The organism is Heyndrickxia acidicola, assembly GCF_001636425.1.
Classification (GTDB): Bacteria; Bacillota; Bacilli; order Bacillales; family Bacillaceae_C; genus Bacillus_AE; species Bacillus_AE acidicola.
Genome location: NZ_KV440953.1, coordinates 301,076 through 325,651, shown reverse-complemented (window position 1 = coordinate 325,651; position 24,576 = coordinate 301,076). Strand labels below are relative to the sequence as shown.

General features: G+C 39.6%; 22 protein-coding genes. 2 read left to right on the top strand and 20 right to left on the bottom strand.

Going from position 1 to position 24,576, the window contains the following annotated elements:
* The first annotated feature begins 123 nt into the window (after positions 1-123).
* Positions 124-855, top strand: coding sequence for a VrrA/YqfQ family protein (locus A5N88_RS01415; protein WP_232317497.1), 732 nt, complete (start codon positions 124-126; stop codon positions 853-855).
* A 370-nt stretch (positions 856-1,225) separates the two neighbouring features.
* Positions 1,226-2,179 (top strand): 4-hydroxy-3-methylbut-2-enyl diphosphate reductase, encoded by a 954-nt coding sequence (locus tag A5N88_RS01410; RefSeq protein WP_066262136.1) that lies wholly within the window; start codon positions 1,226-1,228, stop codon positions 2,177-2,179.
* A gap of 196 nt (positions 2,180-2,375) precedes the next feature.
* On the opposite strand, the gene A5N88_RS01405 is transcribed toward A5N88_RS01410, so the two are convergent.
* From A5N88_RS01405 to yqfD, 20 genes are all read right to left on the bottom strand, one after another.
* On the bottom strand, positions 2,376-3,494 hold the full coding sequence (locus A5N88_RS01405) for a Nif3-like dinuclear metal center hexameric protein (protein WP_066262131.1): 1,119 nt from the start codon (positions 3,492-3,494) through the stop codon (positions 2,376-2,378).
* A complete protein-coding gene (locus tag A5N88_RS01400; RefSeq protein WP_066262129.1) occupies positions 3,491-4,198 on the bottom strand; it encodes a tRNA (adenine(22)-N(1))-methyltransferase in 708 nt (235 codons plus the stop codon). The genes A5N88_RS01405 and A5N88_RS01400 overlap by 4 nt, the downstream gene beginning before the upstream one ends.
* 111 nt (positions 4,199-4,309) lie before the next feature.
* The gene (cccA, locus tag A5N88_RS01395; protein WP_066262128.1) at positions 4,310-4,681 is read right to left on the bottom strand and encodes a cytochrome c550; all 372 of its coding nucleotides are present in this window, start codon (positions 4,679-4,681) and stop codon (positions 4,310-4,312) included.
* 242 nt (positions 4,682-4,923) lie between these two features.
* Positions 4,924-6,066 (bottom strand): acyl-CoA dehydrogenase family protein, encoded by a 1,143-nt coding sequence (locus tag A5N88_RS01390; protein WP_066262125.1) that lies wholly within the window; start codon positions 6,064-6,066, stop codon positions 4,924-4,926.
* A gap of 947 nt (positions 6,067-7,013) precedes the next feature.
* The gene (gene rpoD, locus A5N88_RS01380; RefSeq protein WP_066262119.1) at positions 7,014-8,150 is read right to left on the bottom strand and encodes an RNA polymerase sigma factor RpoD; all 1,137 of its coding nucleotides are present in this window, start codon (positions 8,148-8,150) and stop codon (positions 7,014-7,016) included.
* 42 nt (positions 8,151-8,192) lie between these two features.
* Positions 8,193-10,007: a DNA primase gene (gene dnaG / locus A5N88_RS01375; RefSeq protein WP_066262117.1), complete on the bottom strand. Its 1,815-nt coding sequence runs from the start codon at positions 10,005-10,007 to the stop codon at positions 8,193-8,195.
* Positions 10,008-10,024: 17 nt separating this feature from the next.
* Positions 10,025-10,477 (bottom strand): YaiI/YqxD family protein, encoded by a 453-nt coding sequence (locus A5N88_RS01370; protein WP_328006971.1) that lies wholly within the window; start codon positions 10,475-10,477, stop codon positions 10,025-10,027.
* A 496-nt stretch (positions 10,478-10,973) separates the two neighbouring features.
* Positions 10,974-11,780, bottom strand: a complete 807-nt coding sequence (locus A5N88_RS01365) for a pyruvate, water dikinase regulatory protein (RefSeq protein WP_066262112.1) — start codon at positions 11,778-11,780, stop codon at positions 10,974-10,976.
* A gap of 25 nt (positions 11,781-11,805) precedes the next feature.
* Positions 11,806-12,444: a transcriptional regulator CcpN gene (ccpN, locus tag A5N88_RS01360; RefSeq protein ID WP_066262109.1), complete on the bottom strand. Its 639-nt coding sequence runs from the start codon at positions 12,442-12,444 to the stop codon at positions 11,806-11,808.
* 382 nt (positions 12,445-12,826) lie between these two features.
* The gene (glyS, locus tag A5N88_RS01355) at positions 12,827-14,899 is read right to left on the bottom strand and encodes a glycine--tRNA ligase subunit beta (protein WP_066262106.1); all 2,073 of its coding nucleotides are present in this window, start codon (positions 14,897-14,899) and stop codon (positions 12,827-12,829) included.
* Positions 14,892-15,782 (bottom strand): glycine--tRNA ligase subunit alpha, encoded by an 891-nt coding sequence (gene glyQ / locus A5N88_RS01350; RefSeq protein ID WP_066262104.1) that lies wholly within the window; start codon positions 15,780-15,782, stop codon positions 14,892-14,894. The genes glyS and glyQ overlap by 8 nt, the downstream gene beginning before the upstream one ends.
* 359 nt (positions 15,783-16,141) lie before the next feature.
* Positions 16,142-16,894 carry a DNA repair protein RecO gene (recO, locus tag A5N88_RS01345; protein WP_066262103.1) on the bottom strand — a complete coding sequence of 251 codons (753 nt, stop codon included), beginning with the start codon at positions 16,892-16,894 and terminating at the stop codon, positions 16,142-16,144.
* 54 nt (positions 16,895-16,948) lie between these two features.
* Complete coding sequence (locus A5N88_RS01340) at positions 16,949-17,092, bottom strand: YqzL family protein (RefSeq protein ID WP_066270119.1); 144 nt, start codon at positions 17,090-17,092, stop codon at positions 16,949-16,951.
* A 141-nt stretch (positions 17,093-17,233) separates the two neighbouring features.
* Positions 17,234-18,151, bottom strand: coding sequence for a GTPase Era (era, locus tag A5N88_RS01335; protein ID WP_066262101.1), 918 nt, complete (start codon positions 18,149-18,151; stop codon positions 17,234-17,236).
* Positions 18,144-18,542 (bottom strand): cytidine deaminase, encoded by a 399-nt coding sequence (locus A5N88_RS01330; protein ID WP_066262100.1) that lies wholly within the window; start codon positions 18,540-18,542, stop codon positions 18,144-18,146. The genes era and A5N88_RS01330 overlap by 8 nt, the downstream gene beginning before the upstream one ends.
* A 540-nt stretch (positions 18,543-19,082) precedes the next feature.
* Positions 19,083-19,484: a diacylglycerol kinase family protein gene (locus A5N88_RS01325; protein WP_066262094.1), complete on the bottom strand. Its 402-nt coding sequence runs from the start codon at positions 19,482-19,484 to the stop codon at positions 19,083-19,085.
* Positions 19,468-19,938 carry an rRNA maturation RNase YbeY gene (ybeY, locus tag A5N88_RS01320; protein WP_066262092.1) on the bottom strand — a complete coding sequence of 157 codons (471 nt, stop codon included), beginning with the start codon at positions 19,936-19,938 and terminating at the stop codon, positions 19,468-19,470. The genes A5N88_RS01325 and ybeY overlap by 17 nt, the downstream gene beginning before the upstream one ends.
* A gap of 6 nt (positions 19,939-19,944) precedes the next feature.
* Positions 19,945-22,095 carry an HD family phosphohydrolase gene (locus tag A5N88_RS01315; protein ID WP_066262091.1) on the bottom strand — a complete coding sequence of 717 codons (2,151 nt, stop codon included), beginning with the start codon at positions 22,093-22,095 and terminating at the stop codon, positions 19,945-19,947.
* Between the two features lie 321 nt (positions 22,096-22,416).
* A complete protein-coding gene (locus A5N88_RS01310; RefSeq protein ID WP_066262090.1) occupies positions 22,417-23,379 on the bottom strand; it encodes a PhoH family protein in 963 nt (320 codons plus the stop codon).
* The gene (gene yqfD / locus A5N88_RS01305; RefSeq protein WP_066262089.1) at positions 23,376-24,569 is read right to left on the bottom strand and encodes a sporulation protein YqfD; all 1,194 of its coding nucleotides are present in this window, start codon (positions 24,567-24,569) and stop codon (positions 23,376-23,378) included. The genes A5N88_RS01310 and yqfD overlap by 4 nt, the downstream gene beginning before the upstream one ends.
* Between the last annotated feature and the right edge of the window lie 7 nt (positions 24,570-24,576).

The following is a 24,576-nucleotide window of genomic DNA, read 5'->3' as shown; positions in this document are numbered from 1 at the left end:
CATAGGCCATATTTAGTTTGGCAATTCCGGTCAATCAGACAAATTTTCAGCATCAGTAGACGTTTTGCCATATATGTGCATATGGTATAGTGATTCATTATGTTTTTGAAAGGAGGAAAATCTATGCCGCCAGGAATGTTTCCGCCTTTTTCAGGACAAATGCGCAATGGCCCTATGCAAATGATGGGCGGAATGGGCAGAAATCCATTACAGACGATGACGGGTATAGCCAGAAATCCCATGCAAATGATGGGCGGGATGTCCGGTAATCCTATGCAGGCAATTGGCCGTTTGTCGTCTTTAAGGCCAGGAATGTCTGCAGGAGGAACAGGTGCCAATGCAGCAGCAAGCGGCGGCCGCGGGCTCTTGTCAAGGCTGTTTCAACGGGGCGGAACAGCTGCTGCGGGAAATGTGGCCAATGCAGCAACAGGCTTTCAGAGAGCAGCAGGAGGCGGATCGTTACTTAGAGGTTTAACAAACCCCGGCTCTATTAATTCATTCCTAAGCAACACCCAGAATGTCCTTAGAACCGCGCAGCAATTTGGGCCTATGGTGCAGCAATACGGACCACTTGTACGGAATCTTCCTTCCATGTGGAGGATGTATAGAAGCCTTAAAAATACCTCATCTGATGACGAAACCCCGGTTGATCAGACAGATGACAGCACACAATCAGAGGTTTCAGCCGCTGAATCGCAACAAGTGGAGAGTGCAGATAAGACAGAAGCTCCAGTAAAAAATACTGTTAAGAAAAAAACACGTTCTACAAATACTTCCAAAAAAGCAACTGTGCAAAAAAGCACTGGAAATTCAAGCTTCACAAAAGGCAGTTCCATGCCAAAGCTCTATGTATGATTAGCAGTTGCAGCAAACATGCTTAAGGCCTGCCTAAGCAGAAACATATTCAATAGCCCTTCCCTGCAGCCGTTTGTTGATATATACGTATCATAAACGGTTTTTTCTTTATTTTGTAAGGCTCTTTCTGTAATCTTTACTGCTAATTGTGTAAAATACACCTAGGATACACAAGATTCAAGCTTGCAAACGACTTGACTTAAGACGAAAAGATGCCGCGATGACTCACGGAATAAGGATTTAACACTTTTACGAATAACAACAATCGATGCGAATACAGACTTTTGTAATGTACAGCATTTTTATATATAATAATAGTCGTATAATACAAGATTTAAAGGGCACCGTTCCTTTAGTCAGGAGGATTTTCATGGAGGTTATTAAAATTTCCCCCCGTGGTTATTGTTATGGCGTTGTCGATGCAATGGTAGTTGCAAGAAACGCAGCTTTAGATAAAACGCTCCCCCGCCCAATCTATATCCTGGGGATGATCGTTCATAATAAACATGTTACAGATGCGTTTGCTGAAGAAGGAATTATTACTCTTGACGGGGCAAACAGAAAGGAAATTCTTGAAAAGGTTCAAGAAGGCACCGTTATCTTCACTGCCCATGGCGTTTCTCCAGAGGTTAGGGAAATTGCCAGCAAAAAAGGCTTAGTAACAATAGATGCAACCTGCCCGGATGTAACCAAAACACATGATTTAATCAGGGAAAAAAAAGCAGCAGGATATGATGTCATCTACATTGGCAAAAAGGGCCATCCTGAGCCTGAGGGTGCAGTTGGTGTTGCCCCTGATATTGTCCATCTTGTTGAAACAAAGGAAGACGTTCAGGAGCTTTCTATAGAAAATAATAAAATTATCGTAACAAATCAAACGACTATGAGCCAATGGGATGTTTCAGAGATTATGGAAGAGGTACAGCTGAAATACCCGCATGCCGAAAAGCATAAAGAAATCTGCCTTGCCACGCAAGTACGCCAAGAAGCCGTAGCACAACAGGCCGGGCAGGCAGATGTACTCATCGTTGTCGGAGATCCGAAAAGCAACAATTCCAATCGACTGGCACAGGTTTCCGAGCAAATTGCCCATACAAAGGCTTACCGTATTGCCGATATATCTGAAATAGAAATCGACTGGATTAAAGGTGCAGGCACTGTAGCGATTACAGCAGGTGCTTCAACACCTACGCCGATCGTAAGAGAAGTAGCAGCCTTCCTCGAACAATTTGATCCCGAGGATGAATCAACATGGGTCAGAGAAAAAAAAGTGCCATTAAACAAAATTCTGCCAAAGGTCAAGAAATTAAGCGCAAAGCAATAATTTCGATTTACAATGACGGTTTGGCACAAATAAGACAGCCTGTCCAATATACGGACAGGCTGTCTTATTTATTATTGAATTCACTTTAGCCTTTTACTGCACAAAAGGGGTCAGACCCCTTTTGTGCTTTAATGTAAAAAAGATTTTATCTATCCGTTGTCTATCAGCAAAAACCCTCTTAATGGGTTTTTTAGTTCTATAAGAAAATAAATGGATCTGTGTTCAGCTCTGACACGATAAATTGAACATTAAATCCTTTTTCCTTACTCATTTGGGCTAATTTGTTCGCTACTCCTTTTTTCATAACCTTCTCCACATTATGACCGGGGTCCACAATATTCAAGCCAAGGTTCATGGCATCATGGGCATTATGATAATAAAAGTCCCCTGTTACAAATACATCTGCACCCATGAATTTTGCCTGGGAAAAGAACTTGTTTCCGTCTCCTCCGAGCACAGCCACTTTCTTCACTTTTTCCTTTAAAGCCCCCACTACTCTGACACCCTTAACATCAAGGCTGTTCTTTACATGAATCGCAAACTCTTCCAGTGTCATTTCCTCACTCAGTTCCCCTATTCTTCCCAGCCCTAACGCTTTGGCTTGATTTGCAAGAGGAATAATATCGTAAGCTACTTCTTCATACGGATGGGCTTTTAACATCGCTGTTAAAATCTTTTTTTCCAGACTTTCAGGATAAATGGTTTCAATCTTTACTTCTTTAACTGTCTCCACCTTGCCGGGCTTGCCTATGTGCGGGTCAGTATTTTCACCTGGTAAAAATCGTCCTTCTCCGTTTGTAGAGAAAGAGCAGTGACTGTATTCCCCAATCGCACCAGCACCTGCCTCTGCCAATACTGCCCTAAGTGCTGTCGCATTCTCTTCAGGAACAAAAACAGCCAGCTTCTTTAATGCTTCTTGGTAGGTTGGCGCCAGTACTTTCGTATTTTGAAGCTTTAACGCTTCCGCCAATAAATCATTCACGCCCCCAGGAGCCACATCTAAATTCGTGTGGGCGGCATAAACAGCGATATCATGCTTAATGAGTTTCTCCAGCATTCTCCCCTGAGGCTGATCAGTCACAAGCTTTTTCAAAGGGCGGAAAATCGGAGGATGATGGGCAATAATTAAATCTACTTCTTTTTCAATAGCTTCATCCACGACTTCTTCCAACACATCTAAGGCTATCATTATCTTATGTACAGGCTTGTTTAATTTTCCTATCTGAAGTCCAATAGGATCTCCAGGTTCTGCATATTTTTTGGGTGAATAGGCTTCGAAAAGCTGGATTATCTCATGTCCGTTTACAGTTTTCATAATAATGCCTCCTTTACAGCTTCAATACGCTCTATAAGGGCTTTTTTCTTATTCAACACCTCATCTGAATTCAGAGCTTTGTCTAATTGATTTAACACGCTTTGCCATTGATCCAGCTCTTGTGTCCACTTCTTCTTAAAAGCTTCATTTTTTTCTTCCAGTAAAAAAGGGCCCATCAAGATTTCCATTTCATTTAAGCTTTTTGATACATGCGCAGGAAGTGCTCTCTCCACGACAATGATTTCGTAGATTTTTCCATCCTCCTCCAAAATCTCTTCCGCAATAATATCCCAGCCATTCTGCAAGCACCAGCTTCGAATATGTTCTGAGCCCATATTTGGCTGTAAAACTAAACGCTTAGAGTCTGCCAGTTTTTCTTTTCCGCGTTCTAATATAGAAGCAATCAGCGCACCACCCATTCCTGCAATGGTTATGCAATCAACTTCACCAGGAGAAAGCACATCCAGTCCGTCTCCCTTGCGGACTGATACCTTGGATTGAAGCCCTGCTCTTTTTACTTGGTCCACTGCAGATTGATATGGACCTTCAACTACCTCGCCTGCGATAGCAAAGGAAGCCTTTTTATGATTAATGGCATAGCACGGAAGGTAGGCATGGTCTGAACCAATATCAGCCATTGTGGACCCTTCAGGTATGTAGTTATAAACACATTCTAATCTTCTTGAAAGCTTTTCTATATTCATTCTTTCACCACTTAATACATTATTTTATTATATTGTATCTTTTTTTTTGATATAAAAAAAGTTCTCTGCAGAAATCAGAGAACTTATCTATCTTATAATTGGAATGGCTATTTATTTTAAGCTCATTACATATTTAGCCATCGCATCTGCATTTTCAGGTTGAACAATCCCTTTTGGCATATTGCCTTTTCCATTTACTACAATATTTTTAATTTCTGCTAAGCTGAGTTTCTTTCCGATTCCGTGAAGATTTGGACCGATATTCCCCTCTAAATTCTGTCCATGGCATGATGCGCAGGTTGATTTTGCTACTCCTTCTGGATCAAACTTTGCACTTGCCTGCTGCTCGGTATTTGCTCCTCCGCCTTTTTTCCCCTTCGCTATTTCTTTTGAGTCATTAAGTCCTTTAATGGAGAGGAAGAAAACCAGTACGATCCCCAGAATAAAAATTAATATGTAGGGAGTTACAGGATTTCGCTTCAATTCATTAACCTCCTTATGTAGAAACAAAAATAAAAGCATCCCCTTGAAATATCTTTATTTTACTTGAAAAACAACTCAAGGGAAAGTCCCTCAACTCCTATTTTATGATTTTTTTGTAAATTTAGACAAAAACTCCATCCCTCGGATGAAGTTTTTTTATTGTATGGCTAAGTTAGGCTTGCCTGTTGATATCCGCTGCAATCATATCAACAATGTTCTTTAACAGGACTATTGTAAAAAGTTTAATAACACCCTACTTCTCTTGATATAACCATACGTTGAACTTCAGATGTACCTTCACCAATTTCCAAAAGTTTTGCATCTCTCATCATTCTTTCAACATGATAGTCCTTCATATAGCCGTTGCCACCATGCAGCTGTACTGCCTGATTGGTAATTTCCATACAGACCTCTGACGCAAAGAGCTTGCACATGGATGCTTCTTTTGAATACGGCCTTCCTTGATCCTTCAGCCATGCTGCTTTATAAACCATATTTCTCGCAAGCTCAATTTTCATTGCCATATCTGCAATTTTAAATTGTGTAATTTGAAAGCTTGCCAATGGACGTCCGAACTGCTTACGTTCCTTGACATATTGCAGTGTCTTTTCATAGGCTCCCTGTGCAATGCCTACAGCCATAGCACCAATACCAATTCTTCCTCCGTCCAGCGTAACGAGAAATTGTTTGAAGCCGTTTCCTTTTTTCCCTAGTAGATTCTCCTTTGGCACCCTAACGTCCTCTAACACCAGTTCGGTAGTATTGGAAGAATGGAGCCCCATCTTTTCGTAATTGTCAATTACAGAAAAACCGGATGCATCAGTAGGGACAATAATGGCGCTAATTTCTTTTTTCCCCTCATTCACTCCTGTTATAGCGGTCAAAGCAAGATGCTTTGCGTAGCTTGCATTTGTAATGAAGCATTTATTTCCGTTAATTATAAAGTCATCCCCGCTTGCATCCGCTGTAGTCTTCGTACCTCCAGCATCTGACCCCGCATTCGGCTCTGTTAGACCAAAAGCTCCCAAGGATTCCCCTGAACAGATAGGTACAAGGTATTTCTTTTTCTGTTCATCTGTCCCAAATAGATTAATCGGTGCACCTCCAAGAGAAATATGTGCTGAATAGGTAATTCCAGTCGAGCCGCAAACACGGCTAAGCTCTTCTACCACGATTGCAAAGCTGACGGTATCTCCTCCAGCCCCTCCATATTCCTCAGGAAAAGGAAGCCCCATCATACCCATTTCTCCCAGTTGTCTAAAAATTTCTCTTGGAAATTCCTTGTTTATATCACGTTCAATAACACCGTCAGCCACCACTTCATTTGAAAAGTCGCGTATGGTCCTTTGTATCATGATTTGTTCATCGTTAAGATCAAAATTCATGTTCATCCCCCTCAATTCGTCGCTCTTGTAGGCGCTTTCATTTTCTATTATAATGGAAACAGAATAATTTTCTCAACTTTTAAAAGCTTTCAAAAACTCCATTAATATACTGAAATAGAAATAGCGATAGTGATAATGCCAATTATCCCTGCAAATAAAAAGGACCTTAATTTAAGCTTCCAACCCGCAAAAATCCAAATTGTGCAATTTAATATAAGAGTTGTGACAAGTACTCGCGAATCGTTATGAAACAACTTATCGTTTAGAAAAATGGAAAGCAGAAGTAATAACAGTGCGGATCCCAGGAAGAAAATGAAATACCAATATTCTTTTTTAAAATAATAAATCCCTAAAATTAGAAATAAAACGACAAAAACTGTCAAAAACACTGTTTGCAAAATGAAAGCCAATTCAGTAAAATAAATGACAAATACCGCTATACACAAAATTAAGCAAATCACGGAAAGATATATCACTAACTTATTTTGTTTTTTCCCTGATTCTTTGATCAGCGATTCGGTATCATCCTGATACATGGCCAATAAAAAGTCACAATAATTTCCTGGGAGCATATTGTGTTCCTTCCAAAATAAAATTTCTTTTATGATTGTTTTTTTTCGTGAATCATTCATATATGCAACACATCCTATATAAACATTCGAGAAAACAGGTAAAAATTCCTTTTTTTAAGGTATAAAAGTAAGGAAAAGTAAAAGCGCCTTGCTCATCGGCGTACGGATTTCAGAGTCTTCGACTGAGATAAAGGAAACAGATGTTGACTTATCGAAGGGAGTAGACATAGAAATCCGCTACCCGACAGAGACTGGAACTGAATAGAGACAACATTACTTTCTTATACATCAAAAAAAATAGTTTACTTCAATAATGAAGTAAACTATCCTGGCACTGTTATAGAAAGAAATCAGACACCAGCAAAGGGTTGGGATTTACTCTAAAAAGTCCTTCAGTCTTTTGCTTCTGCTTGGATGGCGTAATTTACGAAGTGCTTTTGCCTCAATTTGGCGGATACGCTCACGAGTTACACCAAACACCTTGCCTACTTCCTCAAGTGTTCTAGTACGGCCATCATCCAGTCCAAAACGGAGACGAAGCACATTCTCTTCGCGATCTGTTAAAGTATCCAGAACGTCCTCCAGCTGCTCTTTCAACAACTCATAGGCCGCATGCTCAGAAGGAGATGTAGCATCCTGATCTTCAATAAAGTCTCCAAGATGGGAATCGTCTTCTTCACCAATTGGTGTTTCAAGAGAAACAGGCTCCTGTGCGATTTTCAAAATCTCACGAACCTTTTCAGGAGTCAGATCCATTTCTTCCGCAATTTCTTCAGGTGAAGGTTCTCTCCCAAGATCCTGAAGCAGCTGTCGCTGTACACGTATTAACTTGTTTATTGTCTCAACCATATGAACCGGTATACGGATGGTTCTTGCCTGATCGGCAATAGCACGAGTAATCGCCTGGCGAATCCACCATGTTGCATACGTACTGAATTTATATCCTTTTTGATAATCAAATTTCTCAACGGCTTTTATTAGGCCCATGTTACCTTCCTGAATTAAGTCAAGGAATAACATTCCACGTCCAACGTATCTTTTAGCAATACTGACAACAAGACGCAGGTTTGCTTCTGCAAGACGTCTTTTTGCTTCTTCGTCTCCTTGCTCAATACGCTTTGCCAATTCGATTTCTTCTTTAGCTGAAAGAAGATCTACACGTCCAATTTCTTTTAGGTACATACGGACTGGATCATTAATTTTCACACCCGGAGGAACGCTTAAGTCATTAAGATCAAATTCTTCTTCATCATCTTTTTCTAATTCAAGAAGGTCAGGTGCATCCTCATCATCTTCATCATTATCTTCAAGAATTTCAATGCCCTGCTCACCTAATTGTTCATAAAATTCATCCATTTGATCAGAGTCCAGTTCAAAATGACTTAACTTTCCTGAAATGACCTCGTATGTTATAGTACCGCGCTGTTTACCGCGTTCAATTAACTGCTCTTTTGCTTGATCTACTGTTAATTCTGATTCTACTTCTTTGGAACGAGCTGATTTTTCAGCCATATGTTCCCCTCCTTCCAACTATTTCAAAACGTGTTTAGGCAGCTATAAAGTCTTGCGAAGCTGAATAATTTCGTTTGCCAGATGCAAAGCCCTTGCCAAGTCATTTTCCCTCTCGGCTGCTTTTTGGTCGTTTTCTTTTTCTTTTATCTTTAACATTTTATGTTGTTTCAACACTTGCTTCACATAGTCTTCAAGTTCGCCTTCGCTTATTTCAAGGTTTAAAGACATCATTTCGATATTTGTAACGACTCTGCGAAGCTTTTCGTCTGGTAAATAATTCAAAAATGAACTGGCGCTCGGCTCGTTTCCGTCTTCATAATATCCAAGAAGATAGGTAAAAACGGCCTGGTGCTCATCATAGTGAAACGTGGAACCTTGCAGCATGTCATTTATTTTAAAAGCCAGCTGGTCATCACGCAGCATGTGTGCAAGCAAGCACCTCTCCGCATTATGATGGGCTGGAAAAAGCTTTGATTCATTCTGTATATATATTCGGTTAGGCTTTATTTCTTGATATCCGTTTGGATTTTTTTTCTTTTCCTTGAAATAAACCTGCTGTTGCTGAGCGCTTAATGCTTCCAGCGAAATATCAAATTCGTCTGCAAGCTGTTTCATATAATGCTCGCGCTCTATGGCTTTCTCCAGCTTAGCTATTTCTTTAATTATTTCTTCTATATACTGCAGTTTTTCTCCTTCATTTTGAAGATTTTTTCCCATACGAAAATACTGCATTTTAAACGCCATGAACGTAAGGCTCCCGCCAATTACATCATGCTGGAATTTTTCAGGTCCAAATTTTTTAATATACTCATCAGGATCAAGGCCATCCCGCATCCTGGCAATCTTCACCTGGCAGCCATTTTTTATCAGCATTTCAGCTGCTCTGTATGCTGCATCGGTCCCTGCCTTATCGGAATCGTAGCTTATAACAACGGAATCAGTAGTACGGCGGATAAGCTGCACATGCTGATCCGTGAGGGATGTACCCATAGTTGCTACCCCATTATGAATACCTGCCCTATCAGCAGATATAACGTCTGCAAATCCTTCAAAGAGAATGATCTGCTGCTGTTTTTTAATGGAGCTTCGGGCATGGTTCCAGTTATAAAGGATGGAACTTTTATTAAATATATCTGTTTCAGGACTATTTAAGTACTTCGGCTGATCATTTTTTTCAATCGCACGGCCAGCAAATGCCACCGGTACTCCTTTAGGATCCAATATCGGGAACATTATCCTATTTCGGAACCGGTCAAAAAAAGAATTTTCCTCTTCACGCTTAATGATTAAGCCTGCCTTTTCCAAGACTGATAAGGAATATCCCCGCTTTTGCAAGAGCTTCACAGTAAAATCCCAGGTGGGCAATGCATAGCCTATTTGAAATTTATCGATGCTCTCTTTTGTAAAACCTCTTTCTAATAAATACTCTAGTGCGTGCTGGCCCTCTTTTGTATTTATTAACAAATGATGGTAGAATTTACGTAACAACTCATGTGCTTCAATCATTTGCCTGGCTTCACTTGAAACCCTTGCGCTGCCTGCGTCTTGATCACCGAGAGTCACGCCAATATCGATATCGGCTCTTTCGGCCAGTTTAACAACGGCTTCTTGAAAGCTTGCACCGTCAATATCCATAATAAAGGAAAAAACATTTCCTCCCATTCCGCAGCCAAAGCAGTGGTAAATTTGTTTATCTGCTGAAACAGAAAAGGAAGGTGTATTCTCACCATGGAATGGACATAAGCCAAAATAATTTCGGCCTTGTTTTTTTAGATGAATATAATCTCCTATTACATCTACAATATCATTTGCTTGTCGTATCTGATTGATTTTTTCATCAGGAATCATTCCTGCCACGAAAACATCCCCATTGCTTAAATGTTTCTTTCTCCGCTTACAATTTTCGACAAAATCTCAGCGAACTTTTTTGTAAAAGCCTTTCGATCCTCCGTCTTAAACGCTTTTGGCCCTTTGTCATATTTGCCTTGCCGCCTTGCTTTTGCGGACAAATATCTTAGATCAAGCGCTGTCGCTATCATATCTTCCTTATATTCCCTTCCCCTGGGAGATATGGAATAAACCCTTTTTGGAAGAAGCATGCTGGCTAATCCGATATCCTGTGTGACCACAACATCATATTTCCTTACATGGTTCAGGATATAAAGATCCGCAGATTCCTTATCAGGGTCAACATATATCCATTTTCCATATTGGGATTCTGCAGTCTTATGAGCATAGGATGCTACAAAGACAACATGCAAACGAAATTCCATTGAAATATGAGCAATTTCGTTTTTAACAGGGCAGGAATCAGCGTCAACAAATATGGCGGGCTGAGTTAATTCTGTAATAGTATCTATTCTACATCACTCCACAGAATCCTTCTTTCTTTGCAAACTCTCTCTAAAGTAATTTAGGCTGTGTCGAATACTTTTTTTATTTTCCCCTTGACATATACCAGTAATTAGTTTATTCCTTAAATCTTCACTCTAAACCTAGTTTCTATACATTTTTATCACAATTTTTTATTATAGTATATTTAATTGCATTTGACTACTTTTTTTTACTTCGTTAATGGACTTTTTAGCATATTAACAGACGTTTCACATTTCCTTAAGAATGACTGAAAGAAAATGAGCTGAAAAAAGGCTAATATCAACATGGAAATGAATCAGAGCCTTTTATTTTAGGCTCTGTTAAGCAGGAATCTCGCTAATCATCTCCATTCAACATTGGTTTAAAGTCAACATTGAGCTATTTTTTAAAAACCTTCGCACAGAAAGAACAAACAGAAAACAAACACATAACCGGACAGATTATGTGCTATCGTTTGTTTTGTACCTCGCTAATAATAATATTAGCCGTTTCTTCCACAGCTTTATTGGTTACATCGATGACCTGGCAGCCAATTTTTTGGGATATCTTATCAAAATATTCTATTTCAGCTTTAATACGTTCAATATTTGCATAGCTTGCTTCATCATTCAAGCCTAAGGAAATCAGCCTTTCTTTCCTTATATGGTTTAGTTTTTCCGGACTGATTCTTAATCCGAAGCATTTTTCAGGCGATACTTTGAATAATTCCTCTGGCGGGTCTACTTCCGGAACAAGAGGCACGTTCGCCACTTTCAAGCGCTTATGGGCCAAATATTGTGACAGCGGCGTTTTGGATGTTCTGGAAACACCAATCAGAATAATGTCTGCTTTTAAAATCCCTCTTGGGTCCCTGCCATCGTCATATTTTACAGCAAACTCAATGGCTTCCACTTTTTTGAAGTAATCTTCATCAAGTTTTCTGACAAGCCCCGGCTCATATAAAGGAATTTTCCCATATATGTTTTGAAGTTTATCCATTAAAGGTCCAATAATATCCAACGTCCATATATTATAGCGTTCAGCCTGATTATTTATATACTTTCTAATGTCAGGCTTTACTAATGTATATATTATGATTCCATTATTAATATTCGCCAATGAAATGACTTCATCAATGTGCTGGAAATCTTCAATATATGGAAAACGCTTGATTTCCGCATCTTTCCCGTTAAATTGGCTGATTACTGCTTTTGCTACTAGTTCCGCAGTTTCACCGACCGAATCTGACACGACATAAACAAATGGTCTTGTCATCCATGTTTCACCGTCCTATGAAAAACTATAAATCGTCATCCGCAAGGGCAACAAAAGCTTTTGTGATATTGGTTTTTGTTACGCGGCCAATCACTTCAAATCCTGCCTCTGATTCCTTTACAACAGGTACAGAATCTATTTGCTTTTCTATTAAATTTTTTGCAACCTCTATTAAAAGGTCTTCCTTCTGGCAAACCGTAATATTTGGCATTCTGGTCATAATTATATTCACTGGAAGGGATGAGAGTTCATGCTTCCCAATGCTTGCTCGTAACAAATCCTTACGGGAAAGAACACCGACTAAGCAGGAATTTTCGTCAACAACAAAAAGGGTTCCTACATCCTCCAAAAAAACGGTAACAATTGCGTCGTACACAGACACATTTTCTTTCACCACAACAGGAAGGGATTGGAAGTCCTTCACAAAAATATTATTCAGGTTCTCTGTTAAAAGCTGTGTTTTCGTTTTCCCTGTATAAAAGTACCCGACACGAGGACGAGCATCCAGATATCCAGCCATTGTCAAAATGGCCAAATCCGGGCGAAGTGTTGCTCTCGTAAGATTCAATTGGTCCGCGATATGTTCTCCTGTTATCGGACCATTGTCTTTTACAATTTGTAAAATTCGTTCTTGCCGGCTATTTAATTGTATTGTCCCCACCACCTAACTGCACTTGATAAGGTGAACCTGCCCATACTTTAAAATGGATATTTAAAATTGGACACTTTTTTTGCCTTAATTTTTTATAGGCAGTTTTTGCATAGATTATTGCTTTAACACATGGGTAAAATCGTTATTCTATCCTTTTTAGCGGCTAAAGAATATTCACATCAACTTTTAGCCTATACCACCGAAGGCAGTTTTTACAAAAAGTGTCCAAGGGGGACCTATCTCCATTTTCTATTATTTATAAGATAGGCTCTGTCAATCTTCCTGTTGATTTCCGCTGCGGGCGGACGGAGTCCTGAGCCTGCCGCTCCAATCAAATGAATGTAAAATCAACATTGATCATTAACAGAGCCATAAGATAATGGAGATGCCCTGTTTACTTCACTATAATTTCATTCAGTGATGCAAAGCGTTCAATGATGTCGGCAAGACTGCGCATTTGCGAAAGCCTGTTTTCTTTTACCCTCACATCATTTGCCATTACCATCGTGTTGTCAAAATAATCATTGATCACAGGAGTCAGGGCGGCCAGATCTTTAAACACCTTTTCCATATTTCGTTCTGAATCTGTACTGTGTGCTATCTCAAGATAACGGTTATACAGCTCCTGCTCCTGGGGAGTTTCAAACAAACCTGAATCTATTTCTTTCACATTTTCTGCTTTACTTGCAATGTTTAAAACCCTGCTTAAAGCCTCAATCTCCTGTTTAAAGTCTTCCCTGTCTTTTTCTTTATTCAATACGGAAGCACGCTCAAGGAAGGCAGGTACGGAATCAAGCGGGCTATTTAGTATAGCCTCTATAATATCATATCTGATTTGGTTTTCTTGTAACAAGTATTTTAAACGCAGCTTAAAGAATGATTTTAATTCTTCAAATAACACAGCTTCATTTTTGCTGCCAATGCCGCTAGTCGTAACAACACGGATAGCTGTCTTCAAAAGCTCTTCAAGTGAAATCTCCCAATTCTTCTCCAAGAGCGTTTGGACAATACCAGAAGCCTGTCTTCTCAGTGCAAAAGGATCCTGAGAACCCGTTGGAATGATATCAATGGCAAAACTCGAAACAATCGTATCAAGCTTATCAGCTATCCCTACGATTGCTCCAATCACTGTAGAAGCAGGAGTGTCTTCTGCATCACGCGGCTTGTAATGTTCATTAATAGCCGCAGCAACTTCTTTTGCTTCTCCTTTTTGAAGGGCGTATTTTTCTCCCATAAACCCTTGCAGTTCAGGGAATTCATAAACTACTTGCGTCACAAGGTCAAACTTACAAATTTCAGCTGCTCTGTCAGCAAGTGATTTTTCCTGAGTGGATACTCCTACTAAAGACGCTATTTCCCCAGTAAGGCTTCGGATACGGCCAACTTTTTCGGAGAGTGTACCAATTTTCTCATGATAGACAATGGTTTCCAACTTTTTAAGGGCATCGGAGATCTTTAGCTTTTGATCTTCATTAAAGAAGAAATCTGCATCCGATAAGCGTGCCCGCAGCACTTTCTCATTGCCTTTCGCTACTTTATCAAGATGCTGATCGTCACCATTGCGAACTGTTACAAAGAATGGAAGAAGATTTCCGTTGTGGTCTTTCACCGGAAAGTACCTTTGATGTTCCTTCATGGAAGTGATGAGAATTTGTTCAGGCAATCTTAGGAAATCCTCATTAAAGGTTCCATATAAGGCAGTTGGATATTCCACCAGGTTTGTTACCTCTTCCAGCAAATCTTCATCCACTGGGATAACCCAATTATTCTGTTTCTCCAGCTGATGAAGCTGCTCCAGAATAGATTCTTTCCTTACTTTTGGATCGACAACTACGTATTGCTTCAGCATAAGCGCTTCGTATTCAGAAGGCTCATGAATTTCTGTTTCATGTCCAAGGAATCGATGTCCGTATGTGATGCGGTCAGAGGATACATTTGTAATTTCAAAAGGAATCACATCTTTTCCGAATAAAGCTACCAGCCATTTGATTGGACGGATGAAACGAAGATCATAATCTGCCCACTTCATATTCTTTGGAAAATTCAAGCTGGTAATTAACTGTTCTACGTTCGGTAAAAGAGAAGCTGTTTTTTGACCTTTTATAAATTTTTTAACATGGGCATATTCTACACCCTTTATTTCTTTAAAATATATATCGTCCGTTGACATTCCCTGTCCCCGGCAAAAACCGATTGCTGCCTTTGACCAATTGCCGCTTTCATCCTGAGCAATTTTCTTGGCTGGTCCCTTTGCTTCTTCATGAATATCTTCTTGTGATTCCGCCATTCCTTTGACAAGAACCGCTAGTCTTCTTGGAGACGAAAAGCTTATGACTTCGGAAAAAGAAATTTTATTCTCTTCAAGCCATTTTTCGAGTTTTTGGTTTAATTGATTCATGGCATCCGTCACAAATCGTGCAGGCATTTCTTCTAAACCAACTTCCAATAAAAAATCGCGCTTACTCATGATTTTCACTCTCCCCCTGTTTTAGCATTGGAAATCCAAGTTTCTCCCGTTCTGCATAAAAGGTTTTGGCTACTTTACGTGCCAAAGTTCTCATTCTGCCAATATAAGACGTTCTTTCGGTAACAGAAATGGCTCCTTTTGCATCGAGAAGATTAAAGACATGAGAGCACTTTAGAACATAATCATATGCTGGATGGACCAATCCTTCTTCCATCTGTGCAATCGCTTCTTTTTCATATACATTAAACAAATCAAATAGCATTTCTTGATTAGATGTTTCAAACGCATACTTGGAATGCTCATATTCAGGCTGATAGAAAATATCACGATAAGTAAAGCCTTCGGTCCATTCTAGATCGAAAACATTCTCTTTATCTTGAATGTAAGACGCCAGACGTTCAATTCCGTAGGTAATTTCAACCGATACGGGTTTACACTCTAATCCCCCTACTTGCTGAAAATAGGTAAATTGAGTGATTTCCATTCCATCGAGCCATACTTCCCAGCCCAGTCCTGCACAGCCCAGAGAAGGATTTTCCCAGTTGTCTTCAACAAATCGTATATCATGTTCTAACGGATTAATACCAAGCTTCTCTAATGATTGTAAATAAAGCTCTTGAATGTTATCGGGAGACGGCTTAATAATAACCTGAAATTGATGATGCTGATAAAGCCTGTTAGGATTTTCTCCATAACGGCCGTCTGCCGGTCTCCTGGATGGCTCTACATATGCTACTTTCCATGGCTCAGGCCCGATTGCCCTTAAGAATGTATACGGACTCATAGTCCCTGCACCTTTTTCAACATCGTATGATTGCATGAGCAGGCAGCCCTGTTCAGACCAATGCTTTTGCAAGGTTACGATCATATTTTGAATATTCATCCTGCACCTCCATCATAATTTCCGCAAAAAGACGATAAATTGGGAAAGGACTGCCGCAGATTCTCTGTTTTCTATAGAAAAACTAAAAAACTCTCGTCCCTATGCTTATAACAAGCATAGGGACGAGAGTTACCCGCGGTTCCACCCTATTTGCCGCACACCTTGCAGCCACTTTAAAAATCTGCTCCAAAGCGCCTTCCCTGCTGATTTCATGGCCCGGCTTCCACTGTCCCGGGTTCGCTTAACATGAGTTCAATAGGTACTCCTCTTTATCAAAGCAGTCATATTCACTATAACTTGTAATGTCAAATATTATAAAAGTTTTCACCAAAAAAAGCAATGTATTCAATGTAAAAGTATTATAATAAGTCCTTAAAACGATCAAGCTGGTCCAAAAAGCGTTTGGATTTAAGATGTAACCCTGAATATTCATCGTAATACATGGATATGGCTGTTCTCAATTCCTTTTTTGTTTCCGGTTTAACGGATATAGCACCCAGTCTGTTAATATCCAATAAGTAAAAAAGGCGCAAGAGCCTAATCGAAGCCTGTGACATAGGGAGATGATAGGGATCTTTTTCAAAGCATCTATGGCAGATGAGCCCATTTTCCCGAATGGAAAAACCAAATTTCCCTTCCTGGCTGCCGCATACAGCACATTGATTTAAGGTTGGATACAACCCTAAAACAGGAAGCATTTTCATTTCAAAAATATGGGTTAAAATATCAAGATCGGTATCTTCATTCATATAATTTAGTGTTTGGGATAAAAGTTCAAACAGATACGGATTCGCCTGTTTGTCGTCCACACTTTTGTCCAGCAGGTCAACAATATAGGAGGCGTAGGCGGTTTTAAAAATATCCTCACGTATGCCTCTCATAGATGATATCATTTCACCCTGCTGTAAAGTACCGAGTCCGTTTCCTGTCTGCACAAGATAATACCCATAGGTAAAAAGCTGGGAAACTGCTGCTAAACGGCTGTTCGGCTTTTTTGCGCCTCTAGCCATCATGCCCAGTTTCCCAAATTCTCTTGTATATATGGTTACTATTTTATTCGATTCACTATAGTCAGTTGATCTTATAACGATGCCTTCAAATTTTTTTAGCATGTTCCACCCTCCAAAGCATTTCCTAGCTTCATTCAGGTGATGCAGTTCTTTAGGTCATGAGATGGGAAAATCAATCTCGGAACCATCATGTGCCGCATTCATAGGATCATCGTGCCCTTCTTTTTCAAGCTCTTTAAATAGCAGATACGTATCAATGCATCCAGTTTCAGCAAAGACTTTCCAGGTAAATTCTAACATTTCAAACCCCGCCTTCCATGTTGTCAATATCATGAAAACAATAGTAAAGTCCTTTAAAAATAGGTTCACCAGGGACACCCAGAAACATGCAACGTAAATATTGCTAATAAAAAGATTGCATAGTGCTTTCCCTATATGAAATTAATACTCATCTTCCCTAAAGCCAAAGTCACGCAGCTGGACTGCTCTATTGCGCCAGTCTTTCTGTACCTTGACCCATAGCTCCAAAAACACCTTTGTACCCAAAAGGTTTTCAATATCGATACGAGCCCGTTTACCAACTTCTTTTAACATGCTTCCTTGTTTCCCAATAATAATCCCTTTTTGGGAGGAACGCTCCACAATTATGGTTGCCATGACGTGAATGGTTTCCGAGCTTTCGTTCTTTTCAATTTTATCAATCAGAACAGCAATGGAATGAGGAACCTCTTCCCTTGTTAAGTGCAGAACTTTTTCACGTATGAGTTCCGAAATGATAAATCTTTCAGGGTGATCGGTAATTTGGTCTGCAGGATAATACTGAGGGCCTGCAGGCAAATATTCCTTAATTGCACCTAAAAGTCTTTCGGTGTTATTCCCTTCGAGCGCAGATATTGGTATAACTTCAGCAAAATCAAATAAATCTTTATACTGGTCTATTACTTTCAACAATTCTTCGGGATGGACCTGATCAATCTTATTTACAACTAAAAATACCGGCGTTTTTACAGATTGCAATTTATCAATGATAAATTCGTCTCCTCGCCCTAGACCCTCCACTGCGTTGATCATAAATAAAACGATGTCGACTTCTCTTAATGTATTCATCGCAACTTTCATCATAAAATCGCCCAGTTTATGTTTAGGCTTATGAATACCGGGAGTATCGATAAAAATCATCTGAGCATCATCTGAAGTTAAAACTCCCTGTACTTTGTTGCGGGTGGTCTGGGGCTTATCACTCATAATGGCAATTTTTTGGCCCACTACACGATTTAAATAAGTTGATTTCCCAACATTAGGACGTCCAATAATGGATATAAAGCCCGATTTATATTCTGTATTTGTACTATTATTCATGTAAATCCTCCGGTGTAAATGCTCCTGGCAGTAATTCTTCTACTGTTACCTTTTTAATATCCCCTTTTAGGTTGGTTAAAACTATAGGCATCGATTTTGGGCATAATTCAGAAATAACCTGACGGCATGCTCCACAGGGAGGAACTGGCCGTTCTGTATCAGCCGTAACAACTAAAGCGGTAAATTCCGTGTCCCCTTCTGATATTGCCTTGTATAAAGCAGTGCGTTCTGCACAATTTCCTACTGTATAAGCAGCGTTTTCAATGTTACATCCACGATAAATTTTTCCATCCTTCGTTAAGAGTGCAGCTCCTACAGGGAATTTGGAATAAGGAGCATACGCTTTTGTTCTTGCAAGCTTTGCTTCTTCGATCAAGAGTTGTAAATCCATGTTTATATCCCCTTCAACTATATTTTACTACAAATCCATTCTAAAGTTAGTCAATATAGTTAATTTGTTTTGAAAATTTAAAAAAATCTCAAACAGCCCTTGAAAACTTATAGACATATTTTAACCTAAAAAAAATCTGGTTACAAATTCCTAAGAAAAGCGGAAGCGCCTTGCTCATCGGCATACGTATTTCAAAGTCTTCGACTGAGATAAAGAAAACACAGCGAGGGACGAGCTGATGTTGACTTATCGCAGGGAGAAGACGGAGAAATTCGCTAGCCGATAGGCGCTGGAGCTCGACAGTGAAAAGCGGAAGCACCTTGCTCATCGGCGTACGTATTTCAAAGTCTTCGACTGAGATAAAGAAAACACAGCGAGGGACGAGCTGATGTTGACTTATCGCAGGGAGAAGACGGAGAAATTCGCTAGCCGATAGGCGCCGGACAGTATAATTTATTTTAAAAACTTTTTACGCTTTCCCTTTAAGAAAAGCCTCCTGTATTTGGAGGCAGTTTCAGCAAATTTCAAAAGAAAATATCGTTAAAAAACTAGCCATTTTTCAAACAGCTGAATGACCTTTGGCAAAAAGATAACAAGACCGATAATCACGGACATAAAAGCATACACAAGTACAGACGCAGCCGCTATATCCTTTGCCTGCTTTGCCAGCGGGTGGTATTCCTTGGTGACAAGGTCGACCACACGTTCAACCGCTGTATTCATCAGTTCTAATGCAATGACGCCAAAAATAGAAAGAATAACAAAAAGCCATTCTGTTCTTGAAATGGAAAAGATAAATGAACAAACTACCATAATACTTGCAAAAACAAAATGGAATTGTAAATTTTTCTCTTTACCAAGAGCATCCATTAATCCTTGCCAAGCATACACAAAGGTTTTTCGCCATCTTGACCCTTTAGATGTCTTATCTTTTAAGCCCATAACCGTCCAATATTTCCTTTTGTCTTCCGAACATTTCTTTTTCATCCTCTTCCGTCATATGGTCGTATCCAAGAAGATGAAGAAATCCATGAACAGCTAAAAATCCCAGCTCCCGCCGAAATGGATGGCCATATTCCTCTGCCTGCTCATGCGCTTTAGAGACAGAGATAATGATATCACCAAGGACTCGGGGCATGCCTTCACCTTTAATCTCCATTTCCCCCTCCCCCATTTCTTCCAAGGCAAAGGAAATGACGTCTGTCGCACGATCTTTATTACGGTATTCCCGATTAATTTCTTGAATACGGTCATTTGTCACAAAAGTTACGGATACTTCGCTTTCTGCTTCTACTTCTTCTCTTTCTGCTGCATAATTGAGCAGGTTTTCTACAAGTTGAAAATCCCCATCCAATACTTCCTCTGTTTCATCTATAAAATCAATAACTAATGCCATTAATTTTCACCCTTTATTTTTTTCATTAGGATATTCGATTCTAGAATGAAATATCCCGTTTAATGTTTCACAGAAGGTTTTCTTTATCACTTCAAGCTCTTTTAAGGTTATATCACATTCATTTAATTGTCCATCCTCCAGGCGGTCCTGAACGATATTATTTACAAGCCTTTTAATTTTGTCTGCATTAGGTTTGGGCATGGATCGCACAGCTGCTTCCACACTATCGGCAATACTGATAACTGCTGTCTCTTTTGTTTGCGGCTTCGGACCCGGGTAGCGAAAGCTTTCTTCATCCACATGAGGGTCTTTTTCCTTTGCTTTATAGAAGAAGTACTTTAATAATGTCGTCCCGTGATGCTGCTCTGCAATATCTTCCAACTCCTTTGGCAAACGGTGCTCTCGGAGCATTTCTGCACCATCTACTGCATGGGCTATGATGATTTCCTTGCTTGTCTCAGGATCAAGATGATCGTGAGGGTTTTCGATATTTAACTGATTCTCAATAAAAAAATGCGGCCTTTTTGTTTTTCCAATATCATGATAATAGCAGCCCACCCTTGCGAGCAAGCCATTAGCTCCAATGGCCTCACAGGCAGCCTCTGCCAGGTTGCCAACCATCAGGCTGTGATGATACGTGCCGGGAGCCTCCGTCAGAATTCTTTTTAGAAGCGGATGATTGGGATTGGAAAGCTCAATCAAACGCATTGTGGACAAAATCCCAAAAAGAGCCTCAAAAAACGGCAATAATCCCATCGTGAGAATCGATGACAAGATTCCTGAACCAAAAGCAAAAATAATATAGTATACATACTCCATTTTGTTATATTGGCCGTTCCCAATCAAAATTAAAAAGAATATAACCAGAACATTAGCACAGGAAATAAAAATACCTGACTGAAGAATGTTAGAGCGCAGCTTTTGATTGGTCAGAAATAATATTCCTGCCGTACCGCTAAATAAAATATAAAGGGCCATTTCAACATTGATGGTTCCCGCCATTTCATCATGAAAGACTATGCTTCCGCACGCTGCAAGAAATATGGTTACAATAAATGCAAAGCGTTCATTTACCAAAAACCTTAACAGCATAGGAGCTAATGCAGCAGGAAATATATAGGCAGCTTCCGGCAGATTTAAATCATCCGTTAAACTGACGATTTTCATAAGGATTAGTGAAATAATAAAAATAAAGCTTAGCATAAGCAGTTCGTTTTGTTTCTTTTCTTCAGGCATCCGCATTTTAGCAAAGTATATGTACAAACCTCCAATGATCAGAAGAACAAAAACAGCAAGTCCAACAAACGGCTTTATACTTTGGTGACTTGTTAACAAACCTAAAAGCTCAAGCTGACGATAGGTCTCTCTGTCAATCAACTGTCCTTCCTGGACAATGACTTGTCCCTGAAGAATTTTGATGGGTTCTACATTATCCATTGCTTCCTTCTTTCTCTCTGCCGTTAGATCCGCATCATAAAGATCATTTGGAACGATTGCATACTTTCCAAGCTCCACTGCAGACCTTCTTAACGATCCATTTAAATTATAATGATCTATTTTATCAGAAATCATTTCCTTTACCTGAAGAACCTTATTTTCCCGTATTTTATCATTCATAAAAAATTCTATTTGGTTGATAACAATGTTTCTCGCTTGCTCCAATTCGTTATTGTCAGCCTCTAATAATCCCTCAAATATATCATCGGGCAAAGATTTCGTGACATTTTCATTCACATTTGCAGACAGCGAAGTCTTTAATCGGGAGAGCTTTTCACTCATAGTCGGAGATTTCTTTTTTTGGTCCGTGTTATTGGATACGGCGGAATTGTTCTGATTTATGTCTACAACAAAATCAAATATCGAATTAATAAGAGAAACACGATTGTACACCATATCTTTATTATACGTATATACTTGTCCTGCTTCTAGAGCAGCTTTTTGTTTCTCTTCATCCGTCTTTGCCTGATCTTCAATAGTTTTTGGAGAGCGTACCGTTTTGTCCGCAACAGAAAAAAGCTCCATGTTATAGGTTTGAGGCTTTATATTCTGATAAAGCACTCCAAATAACAGCAGAGCCAGCAGGATAAAAATAAGTGTATTAAATACTTTTGTGCCTAAAAAAGCTTGAATGCGATTTAATCCAGTCTGAATTTTCATGTTCAACCGCCACTCCTCAATCGTGTCTGCAAACCTATCCTAATTATGTAAAATGATATCAGTTTTCCCGCTAAAATGCACCCCATATTCAGAATGTTTAAAAACAAACCAAGAAAAGCGCAAGACATACCGAGTTAAGAGACAAGCATAAGACAAACCGGCTTCAAGGTTTGCCTTATAACATTTAGACGGCTGGGCTTATGGACCTACCCAATTGTCAGGAAGATTGGGTTTGCATTCTTCCAACCGGGCAGAGAATGATTCAATAAAAAATTTTATACTTATGCTCAGAAAAAAACCGGACTGTATAGACTGTCCGGTTTAAGATTTCTGTTGATTATAGGCTTCTATAATTCGTGCCACAAGCGGATGGCGAACAACATCTGTTTGTTCAAGATAAATAAATGATATTCCCTTAACGTGATCGAGTACTTTTTCAGCAGCAACAAGCCCGGATTGAGCGCCTTTTGGAAGGTCTACTTGTGTCCTGTCACCTGTTATAACCATTTTCGAACTAAAACCCAGCCTTGTCAAAAACATTTTCATTTGTGCTTCTGTTGTATTTTGTGCTTCATCCAGGATGACAAAGGCATCATCCAATGTGCGTCCTCTCATATACGCAAGAGGCGCAATTTCAATCGTTTCCCTCTCAATAAGCCTTTGGGTATGTTCGCTGCCTAAAATGTCGTTAAGGGCGTCATACAAAGGCCTCAGATAGGGATCCACTTTTTCTTTTAAATCACCAGGCAAAAATCCAAGGCTTTCTCCAGCTTCCACTGCAGGCCTGGTCAGAATAATTTTTTTTACTTCGCCACTCTTTAATGCATTTACGGCCATAACCACTGCCAGATAGGTTTTACCCGTTCCTGCAGGGCCTATCCCAAAAACAAGGTCATGTTTTTTAATAGCTGATATATAGTGTCTCTGGCCGAGTGTTTTCACCCGTATTGATTTACCCTTTGCATTCCTGGTTATTTCTTCTTCATACAGATCAGATAAATATTCAAGCGTGCCCTGCTTTTCCATTTGGATCGCGTATAAAACGTCCCGCTGGCTGATTTGAATGCCTTTTCTAATTAAAAGAATTAACTCATGAAGAACCCTGTTTACTTTCCCTACCATCTCTTGCGGACCAGAGACGTGAATGCTTTCTCCTCTGGTGATAATGGAAACATTAAATTCTTGTTCAAGTACTTTAAGATTCATGTCTGCATTTCCAAATAATGCAACAGCCTCATTTGGATTTTCTAATTCGAGGTTCGTTGTTTTAATCTCTTCTGTCATTCTTTATCTCCTTGAATGATTGGTTTCGCTTGTGCAATGTTTTCTATGACTTGGAAATATAATGCTAATTTCACTTTACCATTCTCTACTTTTTCATGCAAAGTATATTCATCCACGATCTTCGCATCTTTTGGTATTTTTGCTTTTAAATCATTACGTGCAAGACTTTCGGCAGCCTTTACTGCCTCTTCTTTGGTATATTCACGAGCAACCATTTGCTTTTCTCTCGCTGTTATCTCTACATATTTTAACGGCAGCTGCCAGCCAAGAAATTTCACGGGATAGCTTTCTTTCTCTTCATCATACTTAGCATATTTTATTTTTCCAAATCCCCAAAAAGGAATTCTTAAAGATCCAATTTCGATTGCGTGCTTTCTTTCTTCTTTCCCTGTATATACCTGAAAATCTGATTTCATTGGCATTTCAACAGTAGATTGGTACCAGATTTTCCCCATTACTTCTCCTGTTGCAGCAACGGCGACCGGCTTATCCTCGCTTCCTACAAGGCCCGATACTAGAAGCTGTCCTTTTTTAACAAATTGATGCAGTTTTACTACAGGTTTGCCCGATTGAACGAACATATCTGTAATAACAGCCTTTTGATTTGCCACGAGATGTTGGGGAGCAAGAGGCTTAGGGGGTTTGGGAGTGGTTTTTTCAACCACCTGAAAATGGAAGGTTGTCCCTCTTAATTCAACACCTACCCATGTAATATTAGAAATTCGGTTCGTCAAATCATGCTGGATGGTCTCAACATCGTTTATAAAAAATTGGAGTTCTCCCACATGGATGCCCATCCGTGTCAGTTCTTTTCTTATCTGGTATTCCGTCTTAGGGCTTGCCCCTTTTATTTGTATGCCCCAAACCACATTGGATAGAATGGTGATAATAATGAAAAAAAGGATTAATCCTGCTAGAAATCCTCCATTCTTCAAAATCCTTTTCCATAAAAATGGTGCACCTTGTCCCCTTAAAAAAGAAACGCGGCATTCATATTTTTTGACATGATGTCTTAGTTGATGGATATCATTCAGTCTTATAAAGAATGTAATGGCTGATGTTCCTTGTCTTTTTACATTCCAAATCACCAGGTCAGAGCGGGTCAGCTGATTTATAAAACGTTCTACACCTTTCCCCTCTACCAAAACCTGTACTGTTCCTCCCAAAAAAGTAACCCAATGATTTTTCAAGAATGTC